This is a genomic window from uncultured Bradyrhizobium sp. (assembly GCF_947648125.1).
In the GTDB taxonomy this organism is placed as follows: domain Bacteria; phylum Pseudomonadota; class Alphaproteobacteria; order Rhizobiales; family Xanthobacteraceae; genus Bradyrhizobium.
Genome location: NZ_CANSMR010000003.1, coordinates 383194 through 407667, shown reverse-complemented (window position 1 = coordinate 407667; position 24474 = coordinate 383194). Strand labels below are relative to the sequence as shown.

General features: G+C 64.7%; 19 protein-coding genes. 14 read left to right on the top strand and 5 right to left on the bottom strand.

What is annotated here, in order from left to right; all coding sequences use genetic code 11:
- Nucleotides 1–62 precede the first annotated feature (62 nt).
- A complete protein-coding gene (locus tag Q0030_RS08855) occupies nt 63–1895 on the bottom strand; it encodes a PQQ-binding-like beta-propeller repeat protein (protein WP_298365507.1) in 1833 nt (610 codons plus the stop codon).
- A gap of 270 nt (nt 1896–2165) precedes the next feature.
- Here Q0030_RS08855 and Q0030_RS08850 point away from each other — a divergent pair, with 270 nt between their 5' ends.
- The 3 genes from Q0030_RS08850 to Q0030_RS08840 all read left to right on the top strand — a co-directional run bounded on the left by Q0030_RS08850 (nt 2166) and on the right by Q0030_RS08840 (nt 5956).
- Entirely contained in the window at nt 2166–3740 is a 1575-nt protein-coding gene (locus Q0030_RS08850) for a sugar ABC transporter ATP-binding protein (RefSeq protein ID WP_298365504.1), read from the top strand.
- Nucleotides 3737–4729: an ABC transporter permease gene (locus Q0030_RS08845; RefSeq protein ID WP_298365502.1), complete on the top strand. Its 993-nt coding sequence runs from the start codon at nt 3737–3739 to the stop codon at nt 4727–4729. The genes Q0030_RS08850 and Q0030_RS08845 overlap by 4 nt, the downstream gene beginning before the upstream one ends.
- 75 nt (nt 4730–4804) lie before the next feature.
- Complete coding sequence (locus Q0030_RS08840; protein WP_298365500.1) at nt 4805–5956, top strand: substrate-binding domain-containing protein; 1152 nt, start codon at nt 4805–4807, stop codon at nt 5954–5956.
- Nucleotides 5957–6137: 181 nt separating this feature from the next.
- On the opposite strand, the gene Q0030_RS08835 is transcribed toward Q0030_RS08840, so the two are convergent.
- Nucleotides 6138–6932, bottom strand: coding sequence for a DeoR/GlpR family DNA-binding transcription regulator (locus tag Q0030_RS08835; RefSeq protein WP_298365498.1), 795 nt, complete (start codon nt 6930–6932; stop codon nt 6138–6140).
- Between the two features lie 238 nt (nt 6933–7170).
- On the opposite strand from Q0030_RS08835, the gene deoC reads away from it, so the two are divergent.
- The 9 genes from deoC to serA all read left to right on the top strand — a co-directional run bounded on the left by deoC (nt 7171) and on the right by serA (nt 18245).
- Nucleotides 7171–8199: a deoxyribose-phosphate aldolase gene (gene deoC, locus Q0030_RS08830; RefSeq protein ID WP_298365496.1), complete on the top strand. Its 1029-nt coding sequence runs from the start codon at nt 7171–7173 to the stop codon at nt 8197–8199.
- Between the two features lie 10 nt (nt 8200–8209).
- On the top strand, nt 8210–10597 hold the full coding sequence (locus Q0030_RS08825) for an aldehyde dehydrogenase family protein (RefSeq protein ID WP_298365494.1): 2388 nt from the start codon (nt 8210–8212) through the stop codon (nt 10595–10597).
- An 80-nt stretch (nt 10598–10677) separates the two neighbouring features.
- Complete coding sequence (locus Q0030_RS08820; protein ID WP_298365492.1) at nt 10678–11133, top strand: RbsD/FucU family protein; 456 nt, start codon at nt 10678–10680, stop codon at nt 11131–11133.
- Nucleotides 11134–11137: 4 nt separating this feature from the next.
- The gene (locus Q0030_RS08815; RefSeq protein ID WP_298365490.1) at nt 11138–12061 is read left to right on the top strand and encodes a ribokinase; all 924 of its coding nucleotides are present in this window, start codon (nt 11138–11140) and stop codon (nt 12059–12061) included.
- 7 nt (nt 12062–12068) lie between these two features.
- Entirely contained in the window at nt 12069–12944 is an 876-nt protein-coding gene (locus tag Q0030_RS08810) for a sugar ABC transporter permease (protein WP_298365488.1), read from the top strand.
- A 41-nt stretch (nt 12945–12985) separates the two neighbouring features.
- The gene (locus tag Q0030_RS08805) at nt 12986–13978 is read left to right on the top strand and encodes a carbohydrate ABC transporter permease (RefSeq protein ID WP_363323435.1); all 993 of its coding nucleotides are present in this window, start codon (nt 12986–12988) and stop codon (nt 13976–13978) included.
- A 48-nt stretch (nt 13979–14026) separates the two neighbouring features.
- On the top strand, nt 14027–15466 hold the full coding sequence (locus Q0030_RS08800; RefSeq protein WP_312000884.1) for an extracellular solute-binding protein: 1440 nt from the start codon (nt 14027–14029) through the stop codon (nt 15464–15466).
- An 83-nt stretch (nt 15467–15549) separates the two neighbouring features.
- Nucleotides 15550–16641, top strand: a complete 1092-nt coding sequence (ugpC, locus tag Q0030_RS08795; protein WP_298365477.1) for a sn-glycerol-3-phosphate ABC transporter ATP-binding protein UgpC — start codon at nt 15550–15552, stop codon at nt 16639–16641.
- Between the two features lie 350 nt (nt 16642–16991).
- The gene (gene serA, locus Q0030_RS08790) at nt 16992–18245 is read left to right on the top strand and encodes a phosphoglycerate dehydrogenase (RefSeq protein ID WP_298365475.1); all 1254 of its coding nucleotides are present in this window, start codon (nt 16992–16994) and stop codon (nt 18243–18245) included.
- Nucleotides 18246–18254: 9 nt separating this feature from the next.
- Here serA and Q0030_RS08785 read toward each other — a convergent pair whose 3' ends face one another.
- Nucleotides 18255–19694, bottom strand: a complete 1440-nt coding sequence (locus Q0030_RS08785) for a helix-turn-helix transcriptional regulator (RefSeq protein ID WP_298365473.1) — start codon at nt 19692–19694, stop codon at nt 18255–18257.
- 144 nt (nt 19695–19838) lie between these two features.
- Here Q0030_RS08785 and Q0030_RS08780 point away from each other — a divergent pair, with 144 nt between their 5' ends.
- Entirely contained in the window at nt 19839–21476 is a 1638-nt protein-coding gene (locus tag Q0030_RS08780) for an isocitrate lyase (protein ID WP_298365471.1), read from the top strand.
- A 228-nt stretch (nt 21477–21704) separates the two neighbouring features.
- Complete coding sequence (locus Q0030_RS08775; protein WP_298365468.1) at nt 21705–22232, top strand: DUF4269 domain-containing protein; 528 nt, start codon at nt 21705–21707, stop codon at nt 22230–22232.
- A gap of 9 nt (nt 22233–22241) precedes the next feature.
- Here the strand turns inward: Q0030_RS08775 and Q0030_RS08770 are convergent, their stop codons facing one another.
- A complete protein-coding gene (locus Q0030_RS08770; protein ID WP_298365467.1) occupies nt 22242–23456 on the bottom strand; it encodes a PepSY-associated TM helix domain-containing protein in 1215 nt (404 codons plus the stop codon).
- Nucleotides 23449–24474, bottom strand: a complete 1026-nt coding sequence (locus tag Q0030_RS08765; protein ID WP_298365465.1) for an extracellular solute-binding protein — start codon at nt 24472–24474, stop codon at nt 23449–23451. Before Q0030_RS08765 ends, Q0030_RS08770 begins: the two co-directional genes overlap by 8 nt.

The following is a 24474-nucleotide window of genomic DNA, read 5'->3' as shown; positions in this document are numbered from 1 at the left end:
GCACGAATAGCCCGTGGCGAGTAGTGCTCAACGTGCCGTCGCAAATGCTGACATCGCGTTTGTCAGGGGTTGCCGACCTCGAAGGCCAGCAGAACGTTGCCGGGCAGGCCGCCCCATTGCGCGTAGCCGGAATTGACATACAGCATGCCATCCACGATGACCGCGCCGGGGCCGTCCATCGCGCCGCCATGGGCCGGAACAGCATTCACCGTGGTGTAGTCGCGCGCGGTGTCGATCTCCCAAAGCAGCCGCGCATCATCGGTGGCGTAGGCGCGCAAGAAGCCGCTCACGCCGCCCGAGAAGACGATGCCGGGAATGAGGGTGACCGCTGCGGACAGGGCAGGACTGCACTGGGGGCGATCGCCACAGGCAACCGGCGCCACCTGCATCGCGATTTTTCCGGTCGCAAGATCGAGCCCGAACAGGCCGCCGCCTTCGCTTGAGTTGAGACGCCTCGAGCCGTCCCTCAGGAACCGCACATCGGAATTGGCGACATAGATTCGGTCCTGATCCGCTGCGGAGCCCCATTCGGTTCCACCCAATGGGCCTCCCTGGCCGATCCGCGTCTGCCACAGGATCTTGCCCTCATGGTCGGGATCGAGTGCGTGCACCACGCCGGACTTCTGGCCGATGACCAGCTCGCGTTGTCCGTTATGCAAGGTCACCAGGATGGGCGATTGTCCGAAGTCGTGGTCGGGGCCGCGGTCCTGCGGACAGTTGCTCTGGTCGGTGCCGAAACACGCAACGACGAAGCTGTCCTTGGGCGTGGCCTGCTGATGCCAAAGCATTCTGCCGGTCGCGAGATCGAATGCGAGGATGGCATCGCTGGTGTCGGTTGCAGGGTCGGCATAGCTGTTCGATGTCGCGACATAGAGCGCCTGGCGCGGAACATCGATCGTCGGTGCGGACCAGACCGACGCTCCGGCCGGACCGAACAGCTGGGTCCCGATGGCGTTCGTCCGTGTCGGATGCGGCGCTTCAGCGATGGTGTAGGTCTTCCAGATCTGCGCGCCGGTCTCGGCCTTCAACGCAACGACGCTGCCGCGAAACGTGCAGCATTGGTAGGTGGGGCGGGACCCGATGGCCTCTTCAATCGATGAGACGCCGACATAGACGACGCCGGCATGGAAGGTTGCGGCACCGGTGATCCGGGCGGCCAGATGATCGTCGACCTTGCTCTTCCAGATCAGCGCACCGGTCGCAGCGTTCACGGCGTAGACGTTGGCGCGCACATCGCCAAAGAAAATGGCGGACCGACCATTATCCAGCGGGGCAACGCTGATAGCCGTCCGGACCGGCGCCTCGGTCGGAAACACCCAGCGGGTGCATCCACTCTTGGCGTCGAGCGCGTGGACCTTGCGGTCGCCGCCGCCCACGAACAGCAAGCCGCCGACCACAGTCGGTTGAGCGTTGGCGTTGGACGTGTCAGCGAATCCGAAGGCCCACTTCAGACGCAACCGGGAGACCTGGCCTGGCGTGAGGCCGGCCATGGCCGCCGGCTGAAACCGGCTGTTGTTGAGATCCGCGCCCCAGCCGTTCCACCGTGGCCCATCGATCGCTTGCGGGAAACCGGCCTCGCTCTGTACGCATTGGCCTGCACTGTCGGCCGACGCATGCGAGGCGGCCTTGCCGGTGACGAGCGAGGCGATGGCCGCCCGCTCGTCGTTGGTCAGCCCCTGCGCGAAGGATGCCATCGCACCCGTGGTGATCGCACCCAGAACCTCATCGAACGACTTCGATTGCAGCGCGGTGCGGCTCGGCGCGCGGATATCGGTGTTGGTGCTGTCGTGACATTGCGCACAGCGTTGCGCGTAGAGGGCGGCTCCGCCTTGCTGCGCGGTCGCAGGGAGGCATGTCCAGATCAGGAAGACGGCGATTGCAGCACTCAGTTTCATCGGCGGTCCACCGGCGTTGGCTTTGATGAGACGAGCGACTGAAGCGTACCACAACCTGCCGGCTTCCATTGTGCATGATGAGGCCGGCGGCGTGTGTCGGGCGGTGCCGGACCTGATCGCGACCGACCGCCCCCAATTCGAGCGCCTGACGGCGTGATCTCCCATTGACAGGCTGCTCGATGTGATAGAATTATAACACAATAAGTTGCAAAAATAACAAGATGTCATCATCGCATCAGCGTTCCGCGCGGCGATGGGAGGAAAATGGAATTGTCCGGTTCGATCGCGGCAGAGCCTCAGCCGTCGGCGTCGCTTTTGACGGTCGGTGGCATCAACAAGCGCTTTGGCGGCGTGCGCGCGCTGCGCGACGTCAACCTCGAGGTCGTCTCCGGCGAGGTGCATGCGCTGCTGGGCGAGAACGGCGCCGGAAAATCCACGCTGATCAAGATCCTCAGCGGCGTTCATGCCGCCGACAGCGGCACGATCGAGATCGCCGGCAGACCGGCGACGTTCGACAGCCCGGCAAGATCGCGCGAGGCGGGGATTGCCGTCGTCTATCAGGACCTCAGCCTCGTCGAATCGCTGAGCGTCGCCGACAATCTGTTGCTCGGGCGCGAGCCGCGCGCGCGGTTCGGCTTCGTCCGGAAGCGCGAACTGATGGCCAGGGCCGAAGCGTTCCTGGGTGAGCTCGGCATTCCCCTGGATACCAAAGCGACGGTCGGTTCGCTGCCGTTCGCCTATCGCCAGATGACCGAGATCGCCAAGGCGTTGATGGGCGAGGTGCGGCTCTTGATCCTTGATGAGCCGACATCATCGCTGACGTCGGATGAGGTTTGCATCCTGTTCGACGCGATCGGCAAGGCGACGCGCCGCGGCGTCGGCGTGATCTATGTGACGCATCGGCTCAACGAGGTGTTCGAGATTTCGCAGCGTGTCACGGTGCTGCGCGATGGCGCCAACGCCGGCACGTTCGTCACCGCCGAGACCGACATGAAGCGGCTGGTGAACGCCATCATCGGCACCGATCGATTGGCGCCGGCAGCATCGCGCGCCGCGCCCGCGGCAGCGCGTTCGTTCGATTCGTCGCCGGTTCTGTCCCTGTCGGGTGTGTCGAACGACCGGCTGTCGGCCGTCGACTTGTCCGTGATGAAGGGGGAGATCCACGGCCTTGCCGGATTGATCGGCAGCGGACGCACGGAGATTCTGGAGACGATCTTCGGGCTTCGGCCGGCCGAGAGCGGCGCGCTCGAAATCGAGGGCCGGCCGTGGCTGCCGAAGCGCGCGGCGGACGCAATCGATCAGGGCGTCGCGCTGGTGCCGGAGGATCGGCACGTACAGGGTTTGGTGCTCGACCATTCGATCGAACGCAACATCACCCTGCCGCGGATTCCGCATTTCTCGCGCTGGGGTTTCATGCAGCAGCGCGCCGCCGCTCGGCGCGCGGACGCTGCGGTCGCGCGACTCTCGGTGAAAGCGCAAGGCGCTTCCAGCCTGGTCAGGACACTGTCCGGCGGCAACCAGCAGAAGGTCGTGTTCGGAAAATGGAATGATCCGCGGCCGCGTGTGCTGCTGCTGGACGAGCCGACTGTCGGCGTCGACGTCGGCGCACGCGAGGAAATCTACGGCGTGATCCGCAATGCCGCCCGCGACGGCAGCGGCGTCCTGATCGTCTCATCGGATCTCGTCGAACTGATCGAGCTCTGCGACCGCATCTCCGTGATCGTCGATGGACGCGTGGCGCGAACGCTTGCGCGCGGGGAGATCGATGATGCCGAAGAGCTCCATCATCTTCTGCAGATGTACCAGGCATCCGGACAAGGCCTATTGCAAGAGCTGCCCGCATGACCGAACTGACTGCGCCCAATGTCGTCGCCGCGTCGACCCGAATCGATCGTCGTCGCAAGCTCTTGCAGAATCTGCTGCGCGGCGAGCGGCCCTACATGCTGTACATCGCCTTCGTGGTGTTGCTGGTCGTGTTCAGCCTGTCCTCGCCCTGGTTCCTGTCGGTCGACAATTTCCTGAACATCGGACGGCAGACGACGCTGGTGTCGATCATCGCGGTCGGCATGACCTTCGTGATCATCGCACGTCAGATCGATCTGTCGGTCGCATCGACATTGGCGCTGTCGGGCATGGCCGCGGCGCTCGCCATGAGCCAGATCAACAACAGCTGGATCGTCGGCGCCGTTGCCGGTCTCGGCACCGGCGCGCTGGTCGGGCTGCTCAACGGCATCCTGACCACGCAGCTCTCGATCCCGTCTTTCCTGGTGACGCTTGGGTCGCTGAGCATGGCGCGGGGACTGGCGATGATGGTGACCAACACCAAGCCGGTCATCATCACCAACGAGACCTACTTTGCGATCTTTGGCGAAGGCACGTTCCTGGGCATCCCCGTTCCGATCGCCTGGACGCTGGTGGCGATGATCGTCGGCATCCTGCTGCTACACTACAACGTGTTCGGCCGTCGCATCTATGCGGTCGGCGGCAATCCGACCGCGGCGCTCTATTCCGGCATCAACACGAAATGGGTGACGACCGCGGCCTTTGTGCTGACCGGCGCGCTGGCCGGGCTTGCCGCGCTGGTGCTGTCCGCGCGCTCGCATGCCGCGCGGCCCGACGTCGTGCAGGGAATGGAGCTCGACGTCATCGCCGCCGTGATCCTCGGTGGCTGCAGCCTGTTCGGCGGGCGCGGCTACATCCTGGGGACACTGTTCGGCAGCCTCATCATCGGCACGCTCAACAACGGCCTCGTGCTGCTCGGCGTCAGCTCGCCGATGCAGCTCGTCATCAAGGGAGCGATCATCGTGGCCGCGGTCGCTTTCACGAAACGCTAGAGCACGATCCGGAAAATTGTAGGGGCAAGGTCGCCGGCCTCCGGTCAATCGGCGACCACATAAAGGGAGGAAACAATGAAGCCAATCTTGCGACAAACCCTGCCGCTGACCGCGCTGATCGCGGCGATGGCCATTTCGATTGCCCCATCGGCCCGCGCCGAAGTGCCGGCAAGCTGCGTCAAGGGCGTCGATCTCGCGACGCTTGGACCGAAATCGATCGTCGGTCAGGGGCCGCATGGCGAGAAGGCCGCTTCGCCCGAGGTGCTCGCGCTGTCGGACGCCGACGCCTCCAAGATCAAGGAGAAGCACTTCAAGGTCGGTATCTCCATGCAGACCGTCAACCTCGACTGGGCGCAGCTTCAGATCCAGGGCATCACCGACACGCTGAAGAAGTATGGCGTGACGGTGACCGGCGTCGCCTCCGCCGAATATCAGGTCGATAAGCAGATCGCCGATATCGAGAACACCATCCAGCAGCACCCGGACGGCATCATCTCGATCCCGGTCGATTTCACCGCGACCGCGCCGACCTACAAGAAGATCGCCAAGGCCGGCATCAAGCTGGTGCTGATGGACAGCATTCCGACCGGCCTTAAGCATCCGGAGGAATATGCCTCGATGATCTCGGCTGACAGCCAGGGCAATGGCCAGATCGCAGCCCAGATCCTGGCCTCCTGCATGCCGCAAGGCGGCACCATCGGCCTCGTCAATTTCGGCGTCGACTATTTCAGCACCAACGAGCGCACCAAGGGCGTCCGCGAGTGGATGCAAAAGAACCGTCCCGACATCAAGATGAAGCAGGTCGACTTCACCGATCCGCCGAAGGTGTCGCAGATCGCAGGTGACTTCCTCACCGGCAATCCGGATATCAAGGGTCTGTTCGCGGTGTGGGATCAGCCGGCGCTCGATACGCTGAGCTCGATGCGCGCGCAGAGCATCGACATTCCGGTCACGACCGTCGATCTCGGCTTGCAATCGGCGATCGAGATCGCCAAGGGCGGTCCCTTGAAGGCGACCGGCTCGCAGCGCCCCTATGATCAGGGCGTCGCGGAAGCGATGGCCATGATGAATGCGCTGCTCGGCAAGGAAACGCCCGGCTGGATCGGCGTGCAGTCGCTGCCGGTGACGCAGTCGAACGTGCTGGAGTCCTACAAGACGGTGTTCAAGAAGGAGCCGCCGCCGGAACTGACCGACGCCTGCAATAAGGCGAAGCCTGCCTGCAACTGAACTTTGGCCTGCGATGCGCGGTTCGCGAGCCCGCGCATCGTGGACGAAGCTGACCCGGGCGCGCCAGCCCCCGCCCGGGTCAGCGCGTTTTCAAGCGAAGTGGGCACCGGTTCGTGTGAAGAAAACGCGTCAGAACCAGAATCCAGAGCCCCGTTCCGATGTAATCGGAACGGAATAGGCTCTAGGTCGTGCTGGTCACGTATTCGACGGGAAGGCTGCGGAAGTGCTTGCGCATATCCGATGACGCCGCGCCGCCGACGATGATCCGCGAGAACGCGCCGATATCGGAGAAGAATGCCGATTTGAGACTGCCGAGCTTGCTCGCGTCGATCACCAGGATGCTTTCCATCGCGGTCTCGATGACGGCCTGCTTGACGGCGACCTCGTGAAAATTCGAGCAGCTCGCGCCGCGAGTCCAGTGCACGCCGCCGGCGGAAATGAAGGCCTTGTTGATCCCGAGCCGCCGCAGATAGGACAGGCCGTCATCCGACGCGAACGATTGCGACGAGGGATGATAGAGCCCGCCCATCACCATCACCTGCGTGCCGGGCCGATGCGTCACGATCGACGCCACGTTCATCGAATAGCAGATCACCGAGAGCGGCAGATCCTCGGGCAGGCAGTCCGCGAGCGACTGCATCGTGGTGCCGCAGTCGATGAAGATGGTATCGCCTTCCTTGATGGAGGCGGCGGCAGCCCGACAGGCGAGGCGCTTGTCCTGGGTGTGCTGGTCGATCTCCTGCTCGAACGTGTACTTGATGCCGGTCGGCGACGCCGCATTGACGACGTAGCCGCCGAGCAAGGCGAGGGCGGCCTCCGGACCAGCAAGGTCGCGCCGCACCGTCATTTCGGAAACCTTGAGGAGCTCGGCGGCGTCCTTCAGATGCAGCGCGCCACTCGATTCGACGGCGCGGCGCAGCCTCTGCAGGCGCTGGACGCGTGTCTCGCTTGGTCGTGCGGTGGGGGTTTCAGCCATTTTGATCGCCGAGCTTGCTTATCCGATTGACAATGATCTTACAATGTTGTGAGTTTATCAACGTCGATTTGTTACAATAATAACATCCAATCCGGCGGGCTGATCCGGTGTCGAGACGATGTTGTCCTCGGCAGGCGGCAAACCCGGCGGCAAGGTCAGGGGAGGATCACATGTTGCGATCGGCACATCCAATCTATCTGGCCACCTCGTCGATTCGCTAGGACCGCACGGCGCCGCCATGACGCAGAGCGTCTTCATCCAGAATCCGTCCCCGTTGGCCGTGCAATCGCCTTCCCCGGGCGGCGAGCTTGCGCATCCGTTGCCGCGCAACAGCGGCCGTGCGCTCGAGATGGACTGGGTCGACGACATCAGGATCAACCTGTCGGCCGCCGAACGGCGGGTTGCGAGCCTGCCGGGCCGGCGAACCGTCAAGAAGGACGCGCAGGCTGCGTGGCTTCTCAAGGCAGTCACCTGCATCGATCTGACGACGCTCAACGGCGACGATACGACCGAGCGGGTCAAGCGCCTCTGCGCCAAGGCCAAGGCGCCCGTGCGCAACGATCTTCTGGAGAAACTCGGCTTTGCCGGGCGCGCCCTGCATACCGGAGCGGTCTGTGTCTACCATCGGTTCGTCGGCGCGGCTGTCGAAGCGCTCGATGGATCCGGCATCCCGGTCGCCGCGGTCTCGACCGGGTTTCCCGCAGGCCTCGTGCCGCATGAACTGAAGCTGAAGGAGATCGAGGCGTCGGTCCGGGACGGCGCGCAGGAGATCGACATCGTCATCACGCGCGAGCATGTGCTGACCTGCGATTGGCGGGCGCTCTACGCCGAGGTCCGGGATTTCCGTGCCGTCTCCGACAACGCGCATCTGAAGACGATCCTGGCCACGGGTGATCTCAAGACGCTGCGCAATGTCGCCAAAGCATCGATGGTTTGCATGATGGCCGGTGCCGACTTCATCAAGACCTCCACCGGCAAGGAAGGCGTCAACGCGACCCTGCCGGTGACGCTGGCGATGCTGCGGATGATTCGCCTCTATCAGGAGCGCACCGGCTACAAGATCGGCTTCAAGCCGGCCGGTGGAATTTCGACGGCAAAGGACGTGCTCAACTACCAGTTCCTGATGAAAGAGGAGCTGGGACGCGACTGGCTCGAGCCGGATCTGTTCCGCATCGGCGCCTCCAGCCTGCTCGCCGACATCGAGCGCCAGCTCGAGCATCACGTGACCGGCCACTACTCGGCTTTCAACCGCCACCCCGTGGGATGAGACTCCAGCGATGAGCGTCGCAAGCTATTTCGAGACCATGGAGTATGGCCCCGCGCCCGAGGCGGATGGCGAGGTGCGCGCCTGGCTGGCGCGGCATGGCGCCACGTTCGGGCATTTCATCGCCGGCAAGTTCGTCTCGCCGCATGCGGGGAAGCATCTCACGACGTCCGAGCCCGCCACTGGCAAGACGCTGGCGCGCATTGCGAAGGGCACCGCAGCCGATGTCGAGGCTGCGGTCAACGCCGCGCGCACCGCACAGGTTGCGTGGGCCAAGCTCGGCGGTCATGGCCGCGCGCGTCATCTCTACGCACTGGCGCGCATGCTGCAGCGTCACGCCCGACTGTTCGCCGTGCTGGAGGCGATCGACAACGGCAAGCCGATCCGGGAAACCCGCGATCTCGACGTGCCGCTCGCCGCCCGTCATTTCCTCTATCACGCCGGCTGGGCGCAGTTGCAGGACCGGGAGTTCGCCGATCAGGTGCCGATCGGCGTGATCGGCCAGATCATTCCGTGGAATTTCCCGTTGCTGATGCTGGCCTGGAAGATCGCGCCGGCGCTCGCCGCGGGCAACACGGTGGTGCTGAAGCCGGCGGAGTTCACCTCGCTCACGGCGCTGTTGTTCGCCGAACTGTCGGCCGAGGCCGGGCTGCCGCCGGGCGCGCTGAACGTTGTGACCGGCGATGGTGCCACCGGCGCGATGCTGGTCGAAAGTCCCGGCGTCGACAAGATCGCCTTCACCGGGTCGACCGAGGTCGGGCGGCAGATCCGCCAGACGACTGCAGGCACCAGCAAGTCGCTCACGCTGGAGCTCGGCGGCAAATCGCCGTTCATCGTGTTCGACGATGCCGATCTTGATGGCGCGGTGGAAGGCGTGGTCGATGCGATCTGGTTCAACCAGGGCCAGGTCTGCTGCGCCGGCTCGCGGCTGCTGCTGCAGGAGGGGATTGCGGAGACCTTCCGCAGGCGCCTGATCCGCCGCATGGAGACGCTGCGCGTCGGCATGCCGCTCGACAAGGCGATCGACATGGGCGCGGTGGTCGCGCCGGTGCAGCTCGAGCGGATCAAGGCGCTGGTCGAGACCGGGGTGAAGGAAGGCGCCGAGAAATATCAGGCGTCCGGCGCGATGCCGACGGAGGGTTGCTTCTATCCGCCGACCCTGCTCTGGAACGTGCATCCGTCGTCGACGGTTGCGACCGAAGAGATCTTCGGCCCTGTCCTGGTGGCAATGACGTTCCGCACGCCTGACGAGGCTGTGATGCTCGCCAACAACACGCGCTACGGCCTTGCCGCCAGCGTGTGGAGCGAGACGATCGGGCTGGCGCTCGACATCGCGCCGAAACTCTTGGCCGGCGTGGTCTGGGTCAACGCGACCAATCTGTTCGACGCCAGCGTCGGCTTCGGCGGCTATCGCGAGTCCGGCTTCGGCCGCGAGGGCGGCCGTGAAGGCATGTATGAGTATCTCAAGCCGAAGGCCTGGAGCGGGCGCAAGGCGCGGGCTAAGGCATCGCCGCTGCCGGCGACGTCCGGCGCCAGCGCCGGCTTCGACGTGCCGCCGATCGATCGAACGGCAAAACTGTTCGTCGGCGGCAAGCAGGTCCGTCCGGACGGCAATTATTCGCGCGCGGTGCTCTCGCCGAAGGGCCGGCGCCTCGGCGAGGCCGGCGAGGGCAATCGCAAGGATATCCGCAATGCGGTCGCCGCGGCGCGCTCCGCCGAGGGCTGGGCGCGCGCGACGGCGCATAATCGCGGCCAGATCCTCTATTACCTTGCCGAGAATCTCTCCGCGCGCGGCGACGAGTTCGTCCGGCGCATTGCCGACATGACCGGTGTTTCGGCAGCAAAGGCGCGCATGGAAGTCGATGCGAGCATCGAGCGGCTGTTCAGCTATGGCGCCTGGGCGGACAAATTCGAGGGGACAATCCATGCGCCGCCGCTGCGCGGTGTGGCGCTCGCGATGCACGAGCCGATCGGCGTGGTTGGTGTCGCCTGTCCCGACGAGGCACCGCTGCTCGCTTTCATCAGTCTCGTGGCGCCGTTGGTGGCGATGGGCAACCGGGTCGTCGCGGTGCCGAGCGAACGGCATCCGCTCGCCGCAACCGACTTCTACCAGGTGCTCGAGACCTCGGATGTGCCGGGCGGCGTGGTCAACATCGTCACTGGTGACGGCAACGATCTGGTCAAGGTTCTTGCCGAGCACGACGACGTCGACGCGCTCTGGGCGTTCGGGTCGCAGGACGCTTCAATGACGGCCGAACGGCACTCGATCGGCAATCTCAAGCGCACGCTGGTCGATCATGGCCTCACGCTCGACTGGTACGACAAGGCGGCGAGCGAGGGCCCGATCCTGCTCCGCCATGCGGTGCAGGTGAAGAACATCTGGATTCCGTATGGCGACTAGGGACGTCACCTTGCGGTGATATCGATCGGGGTCCGGACCGTCAGAGTCCGGCGAGCTTGAAGACAAGGGAGGGACGCAACATGCTCAAGGGCATCGATCCACTGCTCAATGCCGACGTGCTCTACGCCCTGCGGGCGATGGGGCACGGCGATCGCCTGGTGGTGTGCGATACCAATTTTCCGGCCGACTCGATCGCGCGCCAGAGCGCGCTTGGCCGATTGCTGCGCATCGACAATGTGAGTGCCGCCAAGGCCCTCGAAGCCGTTCTCTCGGTGATGCCGCTCGATACATTCGTCGACGATGCCGCGATCCGCATGGAGATTGTCGGCCAGCCTCAGGAAGTGCCGCCCGTGCAGCGCGAGGTGCAGGCCGCGATCGATCGCGCTGAGGGACGATCCTGGCCGCTCGTGGGTGTCGAGCGCCATGCGTTCTACGAGAAGGCCAAGACGGCCTATTGCGTGATCGCGACCGGCGAGCTGCGCTTCTATGGCTGCTTCCTGTTCAGCAAGGGCGTGATCGCGCCCGACGGGGAGTGATGACATGAGCAAGAATGGCGTCGCCGTCCTCGGCGTCTTCGTCGTCGACCTGGCGTTCCGCGCCGGCAATATGCCGGCGATCGGCGAGACGATCGCCGGTTCGGGATTCGCGATGGGGCCCGGCGGCAAGGGATCCAACCAGGCGGTCGCGGCCGCGCGGGCCGGCGCCAGCGTGAGCTTCATCTCCCGGATCGGCAGCGACGCCTTCGGCGAGCTTGCGATCAAGACCTGGGAGGCCGAGGGAATCCGGCCGCGCGTGGCCAGGACGGCGGAAGCGCCGACCGGAGCTGCGTTCATCTATGTCCACGAGACGCGCGGCGATAACGCGATCATCGTGGTGCCGGGCGCAGCGGGCGGGATCGGCCCGGCCGATGTCGACGCGGTGGCGGACGCCATTCGCGACAGCCGCGTGTTCGTGACGCAGCTCGAGCAGCCGGTGGATGCGGCGCGGCGCGGGCTCGAGATCGCGCGCGCCGCCGGCAGCATCACGGTGTTCAATCCCGCGCCGGCCATCAAGTTCGACGCTGGCCTGTTTGCGCTCTGCGACTATGTCGTTCCCAACGAGACCGAGGCCGAAGGGTTGACCGGCATTGCGGTCGGCGATCTCGCCGGCGCCCGCCGCGCCGGCGATGCGTTGCTGGAGAAAGGCGCCGGAACGGCGCTGATTACGCTCGGCGAGCGCGGCGCCTTATTTCACGCGCGGGATCGCTCGCTGCACGTGCCGCCCTTCGCCGCCGGCAAGGTGGTCGAGACCACCGGCGCGGGCGACGCCTTCGTCGGCGGCTTCGCGGCGGCGCTCGCGGACGGAGCCGATCCGCTCGAGGCTGCGCGGTTCGGCTCGGCCACGGCCGGAATCTCGGTGACGCGACCAGGTACCGCGCCCGCGATGCCGCGGCGCGCGGAGATCGACGCGCTGCTGAAGGGATGAACGCGCGATGATGCGGAATGATCCGATCAAGCATGTCTTCATCTGGCCGGCGGTGCTCGTCGTGCTGGCGATCTCGATCTTTCCGCTGATCTATTCGCTCACCACGAGCTTCCTGAGCTATCGCCTGATCCCGCCGATCCCGCCGCGGGTGGTCTGGCTCGGCAACTATGTCACGCTGTTGCAGGAGCCGCGGTTCTGGAACGCGATCTTCACCACGACGCTGATTGCCTTCATCGCCGTCGGGCTGCAATACGCGATTGGGTTCGGTGTCGCGCTGGCGCTGAACGCGCGGGTGCCGGGCGAGCGGCTGTTTCGTGTGGCCCTGCTGCTGCCGATGCTGCTCGCGCCGGTCGCAGTCGCACTGGTCGCGCGCATGATGTTCAACCCGACCATGGGGCCGCTCAACCAATTCCTGTCGAAGTTCGGCCTGGTCAACCTGCCGTTCCTCACCAATGGACATTGGGCGCTCGCCTGCATCATCGCGGTCGAGGTCTGGCAGTGGACCCCGTTTGTCATCCTGATGATGCTGGCCGGCCTGCAAACGCTGCCCGAAGACGTCTACGAGGCCGCCGAGCTCGAGAATGCCAGCGCCTGGCAGCAGTTCTGGGGCATCACCTTTCCGATGCTGCTGCCGATCTCGGCCGCGATCGTGTTCATCCGCCTGATCGAAAGCTACAAGATCATGGACACGGTGTTCGTGATGACGGGCGGCGGGCCGGGCGTGGACACCGAGACGCTGACGCTGTTCGCCTATCAGGAGGGTTTCAAGAAGTTCAATCTCGGCTACACATCGGCGCTCAGCTTCCTGTTCCTGATCGCGATCACGATCATCGGCGTCACCTATCTAGCGCTGCTGCGGCCTCATCTGGAGAAGCGCCGATGAGCGGGCAGGGCTTGACGGGACTGTCGCCATGGAGCCGCCGCATGGTTGCGGCCGCCGTCCTCGCCTGGTGTCTGATCACGGTGTTTCCGCTTTATTGGGTGGTCGTGACGGCGTTCAAGACGCCGCCGGGCGTGGTCGGCGGGCCGACCTATCTGCCGTTCATCGACTTCACGCCGACCTTGCAGCCCTTCATCGATCTCTATCAGGGAATCCGCGGCGAGTTCTTCCGCACGTTCCTGAATTCGACCATCGTCGGCCTGTCGGCCGCGGCCATCGCCACCGCGATCGGCGCAATGGCGGCCTACGCGCTCGTGCGGTTCGAGTTCAGGGTGCGCCTTGGCGCGGGCCTCGTATTCTTCCTGCTCGCGCTCGGCGGCTATCTGCTCTTCAACGCGACGTTCGGATTGACCCGCCCGCAGGCCCTGTTGCTCGCGTTTCCGATCGCGCTGATCGCTGCTGTCGCCGCCAATCGCCTGCCGTTGCCCGGACCGATCCTCGGCAATGAGGACATCCTGTTCTGGTTCGTCAGCCAGCGCATGTTCCCGCCGATCGTCACGGCCTTCGCACTTTATCTGCTCTACAGCGAGATCGGCCGGCTGGGTTTCCAGCTCATCGACAGCTTCGTCGGCCTGACGCTGTGCTACGTCGCCTTCTCGCTGCCGATCGTCGTCTGGCTGATGCGCGACTTCTTCGAGGCGGTGCCGATCGAGGTCGAAGAAGCGGCGATGGTCGACAACGTGCCGAGCTGGCGCATCTTCTTCGGCATCGTGGTGCCGATGTCGATGAACGGGCTGCTGGCGACATTCATGATCACGCTGGCCTTCGTCTGGAATGAGTTTCTGTTCGCGCTGTTCCTGACCAATTCCAGATGGCAGACGCTGCCGATCCTGGTGGCGGGACAGAACAGCCAGCGCGGCGATGAATGGTGGGCGATATCGGCGGCGGCGCTCGTCGCCATCGTTCCCATGATGATCATGGCGGGCCTGCTCAGCCGGATGATGCGGTCGGGCCTGCTGCTCGGGGCCATCAAATAGCAAAAACTGTGTAGGGAGGACTAGACGATGTTGCGACGGACGTTCCTGATGCTGACCACCTCGCTCGCGATGGCCTGTGCCGCGAGCCAGGCGAATGCTGCCTGTAGCCCGGATTACACCGGCGTCACCCTGACGGTGGCGTCGCAGACCGGACCGTATATCGCGTCCGCGCTCAAGCTCGGCGCGGACGAATGGGCCAAGAAGACCTGCGGCAAGGTCAATGTCGTCGAGTTTCCCTGGTCCGAGCTCTATCCGAAGATCGCGACATCGCTCACGGCGTCGGACGCGACGTTCGATCTCGTCAGCTTTGCGCCGGCCTGGCTGCCGGATTTCGTCCCCTATCTCAGCGAGATGCCGAAGGAGATGCAGTCCGGCAAGGATTGGGACGATATCGAGCCGGCCTATCGCGAACGCCTGATGGTGTGGGAAGGCAAGATCTACTCGCAATCGATGGACGGCGACGTCCACACCTATACGTATCGCACCGACCTGTTCAGCGATCCCAAGGAGAAGGACGCCTTCAAGGCCAAGTACGGCTACGACCTCGCGCCGCCGAAGACCTGGAAGCAGTACCTCGACATTGCGGAGTTCTTCCAGCGGCCCGACAAGGGTCTGTGGGGAACGGCGGAAGCTTTCCGTCGCGGCGGTCAGCAGTTCTGGTTCTTCTTCAGCCATGCGGCGGCCTACGCGAACAATCCGAACTATCCAGGTGCGATGTTCTTCGACCCCGAGACGATGGACGCGCAGATCAACAACCCGGGCTGGGTCAAGGGGCTCGAGGAATACATCCGCGCGTCGAAGCTCGGGCCGCCCAACGCGCTGAACTTCTCGTTCGGCGAGGTGAACGCTGCGGTGGCCGGCGGCCAGGTGGCGGAATCGATCGGCTGGGGTGACACCGGTGTCATCGCGGCCGATCCGAAGCAGTCGAAGATCTCGGGCAAGGTCGGCTCGGCGATGCTGCCCGGTTCGGACGAGATCTGGAACGCCAAGACCAAGAAGTGGGATAAATTCCCGAGCGTGCTTCCGGGCCCGTTCATGGCATTCGGCGGCTGGCAGATCGCGGTGCCGAAGGCCGGCAAGAACCAGCAGGCGGCGTGGGACTTCGTCAAGACGCTGACGAGCCCGGAGGTGTCAGGCCAGGCGGCCATCACCGGCGGCAGCGGCGTCAATCCCTATCGCAAATCGCACACCGCCAATCTGCAACTGTGGAGCAAGATCTTCTCGCCGGAAGAGGCCAAGGAATATCTCGGCGCGCAATCGGACTCCATCAACGCCAAGAACGTCGCGCTCGACATGCGTCTGCCCGGCTATTTCTCCTATACCGAGGTGGTGGAGATCGAGCTCGGCAAGGCGCTGGCCGGCCAGACCACGCCGCAGGCGGCGCTCGACGCGATGGCGAAGGAGTGGAATCGCCTGACCGACGAATTCGGCCGGGCCAAGCAGCTTGCCGCCTATCGCGCGGCGATGGGCCTCCCGCCCAAGAACTAGCTTTCCAGTGAGACCTCCCGGATGATGCGCGAGCGTCATCCGGGGGCTGACTAACCGTCGACGAAAGGACGGAAAAGGATTCCATGGCGCACGTCGAGATCGAGAACGTCGGCAAGGCATATGGGCCCTACAAGATCATCGAAGGGCTCGACCTCAACGTGGCCGACGAGGAATTTGTCGTGCTGGTTGGCCCGTCCGGCTGCGGCAAGACCACGACATTGCGCATGATCGCGGGACTTGAGGCCGTCACCAGCGGAACCATCCGCATCGGCAACCGCGACGTCACGCAGTTGCGCCCTGGCCTCCGCAATTGCGCGATGGTGTTTCAGAACTACGCGCTCTATCCGCACATGACGGTCGGCGAGAACATCGGCTACGGCATGAAAGTGCGCGGCGAATCGCGTGCCAACATCGAGAAGGCCGTCAATGACGTGGCGCGCGTGCTCGACCTCGAACAGTACCTGCAACGCCGGCCCAAGCAGCTTTCCGGCGGGCAGCGCCAGCGCGTGGCGATCGGCCGTGCCATCGTGCGCAGCCCGGACGTGTTTCTGTTCGACGAGCCGTTGTCAAATCTCGACGCCAAGCTCCGCATCGAGATGCGGACCGAGATCAAGGCGCTGCATCGCCGTCTCGCCAAGACGATCGTCTATGTCACGCACGATCAGGTCGAAGCCATGACCATGGCCGATCGCGTCGTGGTGATGAATAGAGGCCGGATCGAGCAGGCGGCCGATCCGATCACGATCTACGAGAAACCCAGCAATCTGTTCGTCGCGGGTTTCATGGGCGCGCCCAGCATGAACTTCATCGATGGCGAGATCATAGCCCGCGACGGCGCGCTCACCTTCACCGCGCCATCCGGCACGGCGTTGCGCATTCCGAAGTCCCGTGAGGCGGCGTATGCAGGCAGCGTCGGCAAGACCGTGGTGCTCGGCGTGCGGCCCGATCATGTGTTGCGGCAAGGCGCGCCGGCGGGCTCTTCCGTCCGGTTGCTTGTGAAGGACGTCGAGCCGCTGGGGCCGCACACGCTCGTGATCGGGACGGTCGCCGGCTTTGCGTTCACGGCGCAAATGCCGGTCGGCGTCGCCGCGGAGCCGGATCATGTCATTGACGTCGCGCTCGATCTCGAGCGAACGCATTTGTTCGACAAGGCGTCAGGGATGGCTGTTTGCTGATCTGCTCTGGCGACGGCAGCAGGTTGGCGGGCGCCGGAACCGGGAAGTAAGACCGGCGCTCCGGACCTAACCCTCGGCGATGGGCGGAGCACGACTGGGCTCCAGCCGGTGAGCCGGAGAAGGCGCCCCCAAGAGCCGAAACGAGGCCTTTTGCCGGCGAATTGACCAGGACATTTGGCCGAATCGGGTCCTGCCCCTGCGTCTGGACGCGCGGATCGAGGGGACTCATCGGAAATCGCAGGGCGCGCGGCCCATGGCGGCTTCTGACGCGATTGTCTTCTGTGTTATCACCTGATCCGTCGAAACTGCGTTCGTGCAGATACTGCCCGAACCTACGAGCCCGGATCCTGATGATGTTGTCGCTGCCCAAAACCAAAATACGTGTGCTGCTGCTGGAGGGCGTGAATGATTCCGCAGCCCGGATGTTCGAGGCGAACGGCTATACCGAGCTGCAACGTCTGCCCAAGGCGCTGGGACCGAAAGAACTCAGGCAAGCGCTGTCGGGCATCCATATGCTGGGAATTCGGTCGCGGACCCAGTTGACCGCGGAAATCCTCGAAGCCGCCGACCGACTGCTCGTCGTCGGCTGCTTCTCGGTCGGCACTAACCAAGTGGATCTCGACGCCGCGCGAAAGCTCGGAATCCCCGTATTCAATGCGCCATACTCCAACACCCGCAGCGTGGCGGAGCTGACCATCGCCGAGATCGTCATGCTGTTCCGCCGGATCTTTCCGCGTTCGGTCTCCGCGCATGCCGGCGGCTGGGACAAATCCGCCGAAGGCAGCCGTGAGGTGCGCGGCAAGACGCTGGGCATCGTCGGCTACGGCAACATCGGCTCGCAGCTGTCGAACCTCGCGGAATCCATGGGTATGCGTGTGATCTATTTTGATCAGACCGACAAGCTCCGCCACGGCAATACCGAGCCCGCTGAATCGCTTGACGCGTTGCTCGCGGCGAGCGACGTCGTCTCGCTGCATGTGCCGGAGACGCCGACCACCGCCAACATGATTGGTGCGGCCCAGCTCCAGCTGATGAAGCCCGAGGCCTATCTGATCAACAACTCGCGCGGCACCGTGGTCGATCTCGATGCGCTGGCGAGCGCCCTGCGTGAGGGCCGGCTGGCGGGTGCCGCGGTCGACGTGTTTCCGGTCGAGCCGGTGTCGAACGAGGCGCGCTTTGTCTCGCCGCTGCAGGGCCTCCCCAACGTCATCCTCACGCCGCACGTCGGCGGTTCGACCGAGGAAGCGCAGGATCGCATCGGCGGCGAAGTTGCACGCAAGCTGATCGACTATTCCGACGTCGGGTCGACCTTCGGGGCGGTCAATTTTCCGCAGGTGCAACTGCCGGCGCGGCCGACCGGCACCCGCTTCATCCATGTTCACCGCAATGTTCCGGGCGTCATGCGTCAGGTTAACGACGCGGTGTCCCGGCACGGCATCAACATCCTGGCGCAATATCTGCAGACTGATCCGGAAGTCGGCTATGTCGTGCTCGAGACCGACGTGGTCGGCGGCGAGGGCGAGGGCCTGCTGGCTGATTTGAAAGCCATTGACGGCACGATCCGGGTGCGGGTGCTGTATGACGCGAACCGGCCGCAGGGGTGATCGACCGCGTCAATCCGCCGAGAAGCCGAACGGGACGCTCGAGGTCCTGAAATCATCGGGAAGAATCTCGCGTCCGATCGGCGGTGCCGATCGCGCCGCGCATCTCGGGCGATGGCAGACCCGGCAGGCGACGCCGATCGGGGTCGGCTCATCCGCGTTCGGCCCTTGTCCGTCGCGCGTGTAGATCAGCTGGCCCGCATGCTCGGCGGCACAGCCGATCGCGATCGCCCGCTCGACGCGGATGGCGCCGAACGCGCCGCCGCCGGCGGTCACGGTGCGTGCGATCGAAAAGAACCGCTTGCCGTCGGGCAATTCCAGCCATTGCGTGACGATCTGGCGCGGCGTCTTGAAGATATCGTGGACCGACCATAGCGGACAGGCGCCGCCGTGCTTCGCAAACGGAAACCCTGCACCATCGAGCAGCTTGGAAATGTTGCCGGCCGGATCGACGCGGATCAGGAAGAACGGCACTTTCTCGAGGCCCGGCCGCTGCAGGGTCGTGACGCGGTGCGCGATCTGCTCGAAGCTGGTGCCGAACTGGCGCGCCAGCGCCTCCAGATCGTAGCGACGCGTCTCGACCGCTTTCGCAAATACGGAATAGGGCATGATGAGCGCGGCCGCCGCATAGGCTGCAAGCGCGCGGCGGGCCAGCAACTCGGCGCTCTTGCTGGTGAACTTGCCGTCTTCCACCGCCGCGCTGATCTCGCCTTCCAGTTCCAGATAGGCGAGTTGCTTGGCCAGCTGGAAATTGAGGCCCGCGGTATCGAGCGAGTCCTCGAGCAGCAACTGCCTGCGATGGAGGTCCAGCCGCCTGACCGAACCGAGCATGACGTTCGGCGGCAGATAGCGGACCTGGAGCTTGTGACGCTCGCGAAGCCGCTCGATAAATCCGGCCGGGCCGGCCGGTTCATGGACGAGACGCTCGGCCGCATCGTCGAGATTGGCAAAATTGTTGCGGCGCGCGGCGAGAAAGCGCCTGACTTCCGCGACGGGATCGTTGGCGTCAAAATTCTCCTGACCCGGGTGCGACCCGCCACCCACCAGGTCAGGAGCCCGTCGCTCCGCAAGTGCCAGCTGCTCCTCGCGATAGGCGGTGTAGAGGCGCAGGAACGCCTCGGTCATTCCGGGATAACTGACCGCGAGATCGCTGACCTCGAGCGCTGGGATGTCGATGTCGGCAAACATCGGTTCCTTCAAAACCGACTGCATGCGCGCGGTGTGATCCGCGCCGCCGTCGCCGGCGAGATCGGCCAGATCGATCTTGTAGGTGCGAGCCAGGCGAAGCAGCATATCCGCCGTCACCGGCCGTTGATTGCGTTCCAGCAGCGCGACATAGGGGGCGGAGATTTCGAGATCGGCCGCCATGTCGGCCTGGGTCAGGCCGAGATCGCGCCGCAGCCGCCGCAGTCGCGGGCCCATGAAAACGGAACGGGCGCTTGAGGTTACCATCGCCTCATCCAATTCTTGTAAGATTCTTACAACAATACATCGGTTTCTTGTAAGTTATGACAAGTTTTCCGCGCCAGGTCTAGCTCCCCGTGAGGCTGGGCTTACAAAGAGACCAGTTATTTCGTCACCGAAGGGATCACGGACATGAACTTCCAACCGCGCGGGATCAGCGACCGGACCATCCAGGGGCCGGCTTCGTATCAGAGCGAGCTTGAGGCGGCCGAAGCGCTGCTCAAGACCAAGGACACCTGGAACGGCGTCACCGCCGAGGCCGTGGCGCGTATGCGCCTGCAGAACCGCTTCAAGACCGGTCTGGATGTCGCCCGTTACACGGCTGCGCTGATGCGCGCCGACATGGCCGCCTATGACGCCGACAGCACCAAGTACACCCAGTCGCTGGGTTGCTGGCACGGCTTCATCGCCCAGCAGAAGCTGATCTCGGTCAAGAAGCATTTCGGCAATACCGATCGCCGCTACCTCTATCTGTCCGGCTGGATGATTGCGGCGCTGCGTTCCGAGTTCGGCCCGCTGCCCGACCAGTCGATGCACGAGAAGACCTCGGTGCCGGCGCTGATCGAAGAGCTCTACACCTTCCTGCGCCAGGCGGATTCCCGCGAGCTCAACGACATCTTCCGTGCGCTCGATGCCGCGCGCAAGGAAGGCGACAAGGCGAAGGAAAAGGCGCTGATCGAGAAGATCGACAACTTCCAGACCCACGTTGTGCCCGTCATCGCCGACATCGACGCCGGCTTCGGCAATGCTGAGGCGACCTACCTGCTCGCCAAGAAGATGATCGAGGCGGGTGCCTGCGCCCTGCAGATCGAGAACCAGGTCTCCGACGAGAAGCAGTGCGGCCACCAGGACGGCAAGGTCACCGTGCCGCACGAAGTGTTCATCGCGAAGATCCGCGCCTGCCGCCATGCGTTCCTCGAGCTCGGCGTCGAAGACGGCATCATCGTGACCCGTACCGACTCGCTCGGTGCCGGTCTGACGCAGCAGATCGCCGTGAGCCACAAGCCCGGCGACCTTGGCGACCAGTACAACAGCTTCCTCGACTGCGAGGAAGTGACGGCTGCCAATGCGCGCAACGGCGACGTCATCATCAACCAGAACGGCAAGATGATGCGTCCGAAGCGTCTGCCCAGCAACCTCTACCAGTTCCGTCCCGGCACCGGTGCGGATCGCTGCGTGCTCGACTGCATCACCTCGCTGCAGAACGGCGCCGACCTGTTGTGGATCGAAACCGAGAAGCCGCATATCGAGCAGATCGCCAGCATGGTCGATCGCATCCGCAAGGTCATTCCGAACGCGAAGCTCGCCTACAACAACTCGCCGTCGTTCAACTGGACCCTCAACTTCCGTTGGCAGGTCTACGACGCGATGAAGGAAGCCGGCAAGGATGTCAGCAAGTACAACCGCGCCGAACTGATGAAGGTGGAATACGACGGCACGCCGCTGGCGATCGAAGCCGACGAGCGTATCCGTACCTTCCAGGCGGATTCGGCCAAGCGCGCCGGTATCTTCCACCATCTGATCACGCTGCCGACCTATCACACGGCTGCGCTGTCGACCGACAATCTCGCGAAGGAGTATTTCGGCGAGCAGGGCATGCTTGGCTACGTCAAGAACGTGCAGCGCGCGGAAATCCGTCAGGGCATCGCCTGTGCGAAGCATCAGAACATGGCGGGCTCCGACATCGGCGACGATCACAAGGAGTACTTCGCCGGTGAGGCCGCCCTCAAGGCGGGCGGCGTCCACAACACGATGAACCAGTTCGGCTAATCGATCGAACGGATCAAAGCGACTATCGGCTGGACAGGCGGGATTGCGAGGCAGTCCCGCCTGGCTGCTTGTCTGGCGGGGCGATTTTCGACCACGGTGACGCGGTCGAAAATCGCCCCGTAGTGTTTGCAAGACCGTTCCCGTCAGGCTTCGCCCGGCTTGTCGAGGTTCCCTCATTCCACGCCAGCGTGGTATGGCATCGCTGCGATCTCGAGGGCGCGCCACGCGATGACTATCGGGCACTATGCATCCGCCGTCACCAGCTCCGCCGTGATGGAGCTGCTCAGGCCGTTCGATCCCCATATCGTCGGAACGCTGCCGCTCGGCCTTGCCGTGCCGGGCAGCGACATCGATATCGTCTGCCACACGCCCGATCCGGATGCTTTCGCGGATATCGTTTGGACCCATTATCAATCAGCCAATGATTTCGTGCTCTACCGATGGGCCACGGGAACGCGGCCGACGATTGCCCGCTTTGTGTGGAATGGCTGGCCGTTCGAACTGTTCGGGGATCAGCGTCCCGCGCATCAGCAGCGGGGCTGGATCCATTTCGAGGTGGAGCGGCGGCTGCTTGCGCTTGATGACGGACGGCTGCGGCGAGCCGTCGGCAAGTTGCGCGCAGATGGCCTCAAGACCGAGCCTGCGTTCGCCGCCGTGCTCGGGATATCGGGCGATCCCTATCGCGGATTGCTCGAACTCGCGGCGGAATCGGACGCCGAGTTATGCGCCCGGCTCGCGGCGTGCGGTCTCGGCTGATCGCGAGGTTCATTCGCCCGGAACGAGGTGACCCACCGGCTGTCGCACGAGGCGCCGGTGCCTGCGGCGGGACAGATAGAGCAGCAGGCCGGTCACGGCGAACAGCGGCATCATGGCGGCGGCCAGCATGAAGGCGAGCTTGCCGGGCCACCCCAGGATGGCGCCGCGGTGGATGTCGAGCACGCCGGCAAGGACGCGCTCGCCCAACGTCTTGTCCGCGTAGCGATCCGACGAGATGACGCGCCCCGTGACGGCGTCGATGCGGAATTCGTCGCGCACGCTCTCGAGCCACGAGTCCCGCGGCCATGATCGCACGCGCACCGCGGTGCCCGCGCCGGCCGGCAGGGTCAGCAGGACCCGTCCGTAGTCGTTATTCTCCTGCTGCAGGAACGTGGTCCAGACCCGATCGAAGGCGAGCGGCTTTGCCTCGGCGCTGGTGTCAGTCTTGGCATCGCCTTTGCCCCCTGAGACCGCCGCGCCGCGTGGCGGCTTGGGCTGCATCGCCGCATCCGTGGCCTGAGGCCGCGCCAGCAGCCAGTTGGCGCCGGCCTTGTACCACTCGAACGAGTACCACAGGCCGGTCAGCGTCATCACCAGATAGACCGGCAGCACCCAGGTGCCGATCACGGCGTGCAGCGAGCGATGCAAGCCGCGTCCGCGCAGGCCCAGGTTTGGTTTCAGCCACATCTTCACGCTGCGTGCGCGATGCGGCCAGCGCAGCACGAGGCCGGTGATCAGCATCACGATCAGGCCGATCGCGGCTGACCCGGTGATCTTGCGGCCGATGCCGTTGCCGTCGCCCGGCAACAGCAGCCAGCGATGCAGCTTGCGGATAGTGGCGAAGAAGTCCCCGCCGCGCGGCGAGCCGAGCACATGTCCGTTGTAGGGATCGACATAAACCGAGGACGGCCGCGCGCCGCCTTCACTGCGGGCGAAACGGATACGTGCCGCGGCCGACGGGTCGCTCGCCATCGTCACGGCGGAGGCCCTGCCGAAGTCGCCGGCCGACTGCAGCCGTGCGACCAGCTCATCCGGTGTCAGCCGCCGCGTCGCACCGGCATCGACGCGCATGATGTGGCTGTTCAGGCTGGCCTCGATCTCGTCCTCGAACACCATTGTCGCGCCGGTGATGCCGACCACGGCCCATAGCAGCGCCAGTGCGAGGCCGGCGAGGGAATGGACCTGCAGCAGCGCGGCCTTGATCGGGCGGCGGATATCATTCATCGAATCCGGCCTTTCGGATCAGGGCGATTGCGGCCGCTTGCTGCGCGGCGATCTCGTCGATGGGGAGAGCATCGGCCGCGAACGATCCGATTCCCTCCACAATCGGGGCCGGCTTAGCGGTCGCCAGCACGGGGTATTCCAGCTCGGCGGTGGAGAAGATCGTCTGGGCCTCGGATGTGACGAGGAATTCGAGGAAGGCGCGCGCGGCGGCCGGATGCGGTGCGTGCCGGGCGATCGCCGCGCCCGTCAGGTTGACGTGACTGCCGCTGCCCGCGAACGCAGTGGGTACGGCCTTCACGGCGTCCGCCCATGCGCGCCAGTCATTGCCTTCGCGGCCGTCGCGAAGCTGCGCGAGCGCGACCGTGTTGCCGATCCCGATGTCGCAGCGTCCTTCCGCGATCTCGCGGATCACGTCGTTGTCCTTGCCGGCCGGCTTGTGGGCCAGATTGCGTTTCAATCCGCCGAGCCAGGTCTCTGTTGCTTCTGTTCCGTGATGCGCAAGATAGGCCGTGATCAGCGCGACATTGTTCTGGTGCGCGGCCGGCCGCATGCACAATTTGCCGCGCCATTTGGGATCGGCGAGCTCTTCGTAGCTGATCGCGGCGAGGGTGCTGTCCTTGCGTGCGAACACCACACGCGGTCGGATGGTGAGCGCGATCCACTGGTTGTTGTTGCCGCGCAGGTTCGCCGGAACCGCCCGGTCAAGGGCAGGAGAGGCAATCGCCTGCGTCAGCCCGCGCACGGCAAGCTGGGTCGTCTTGTCGAGACCGATGGTGAGCAGGACGTCAGCGAGCGAATTGTCGCCCTCGGATGTCAGGCGCTTGACCAGGCTGTCCTCGATGAAGACGGTGTTGACCTTGGTGCCGGTCGCTGCCGTGAAGGCCGCGACGACAGGCTCGACCAGATTGGCTTCGCGGGTCGAGTAGAGCGTGAGCTCGTCGGCGCGCACCGGGGTGCAGGCGCACCCGAGCGCGGCCAGGCCGGCGAGCAGTCCGATCGCTGTCCGCGCCACGCCCAT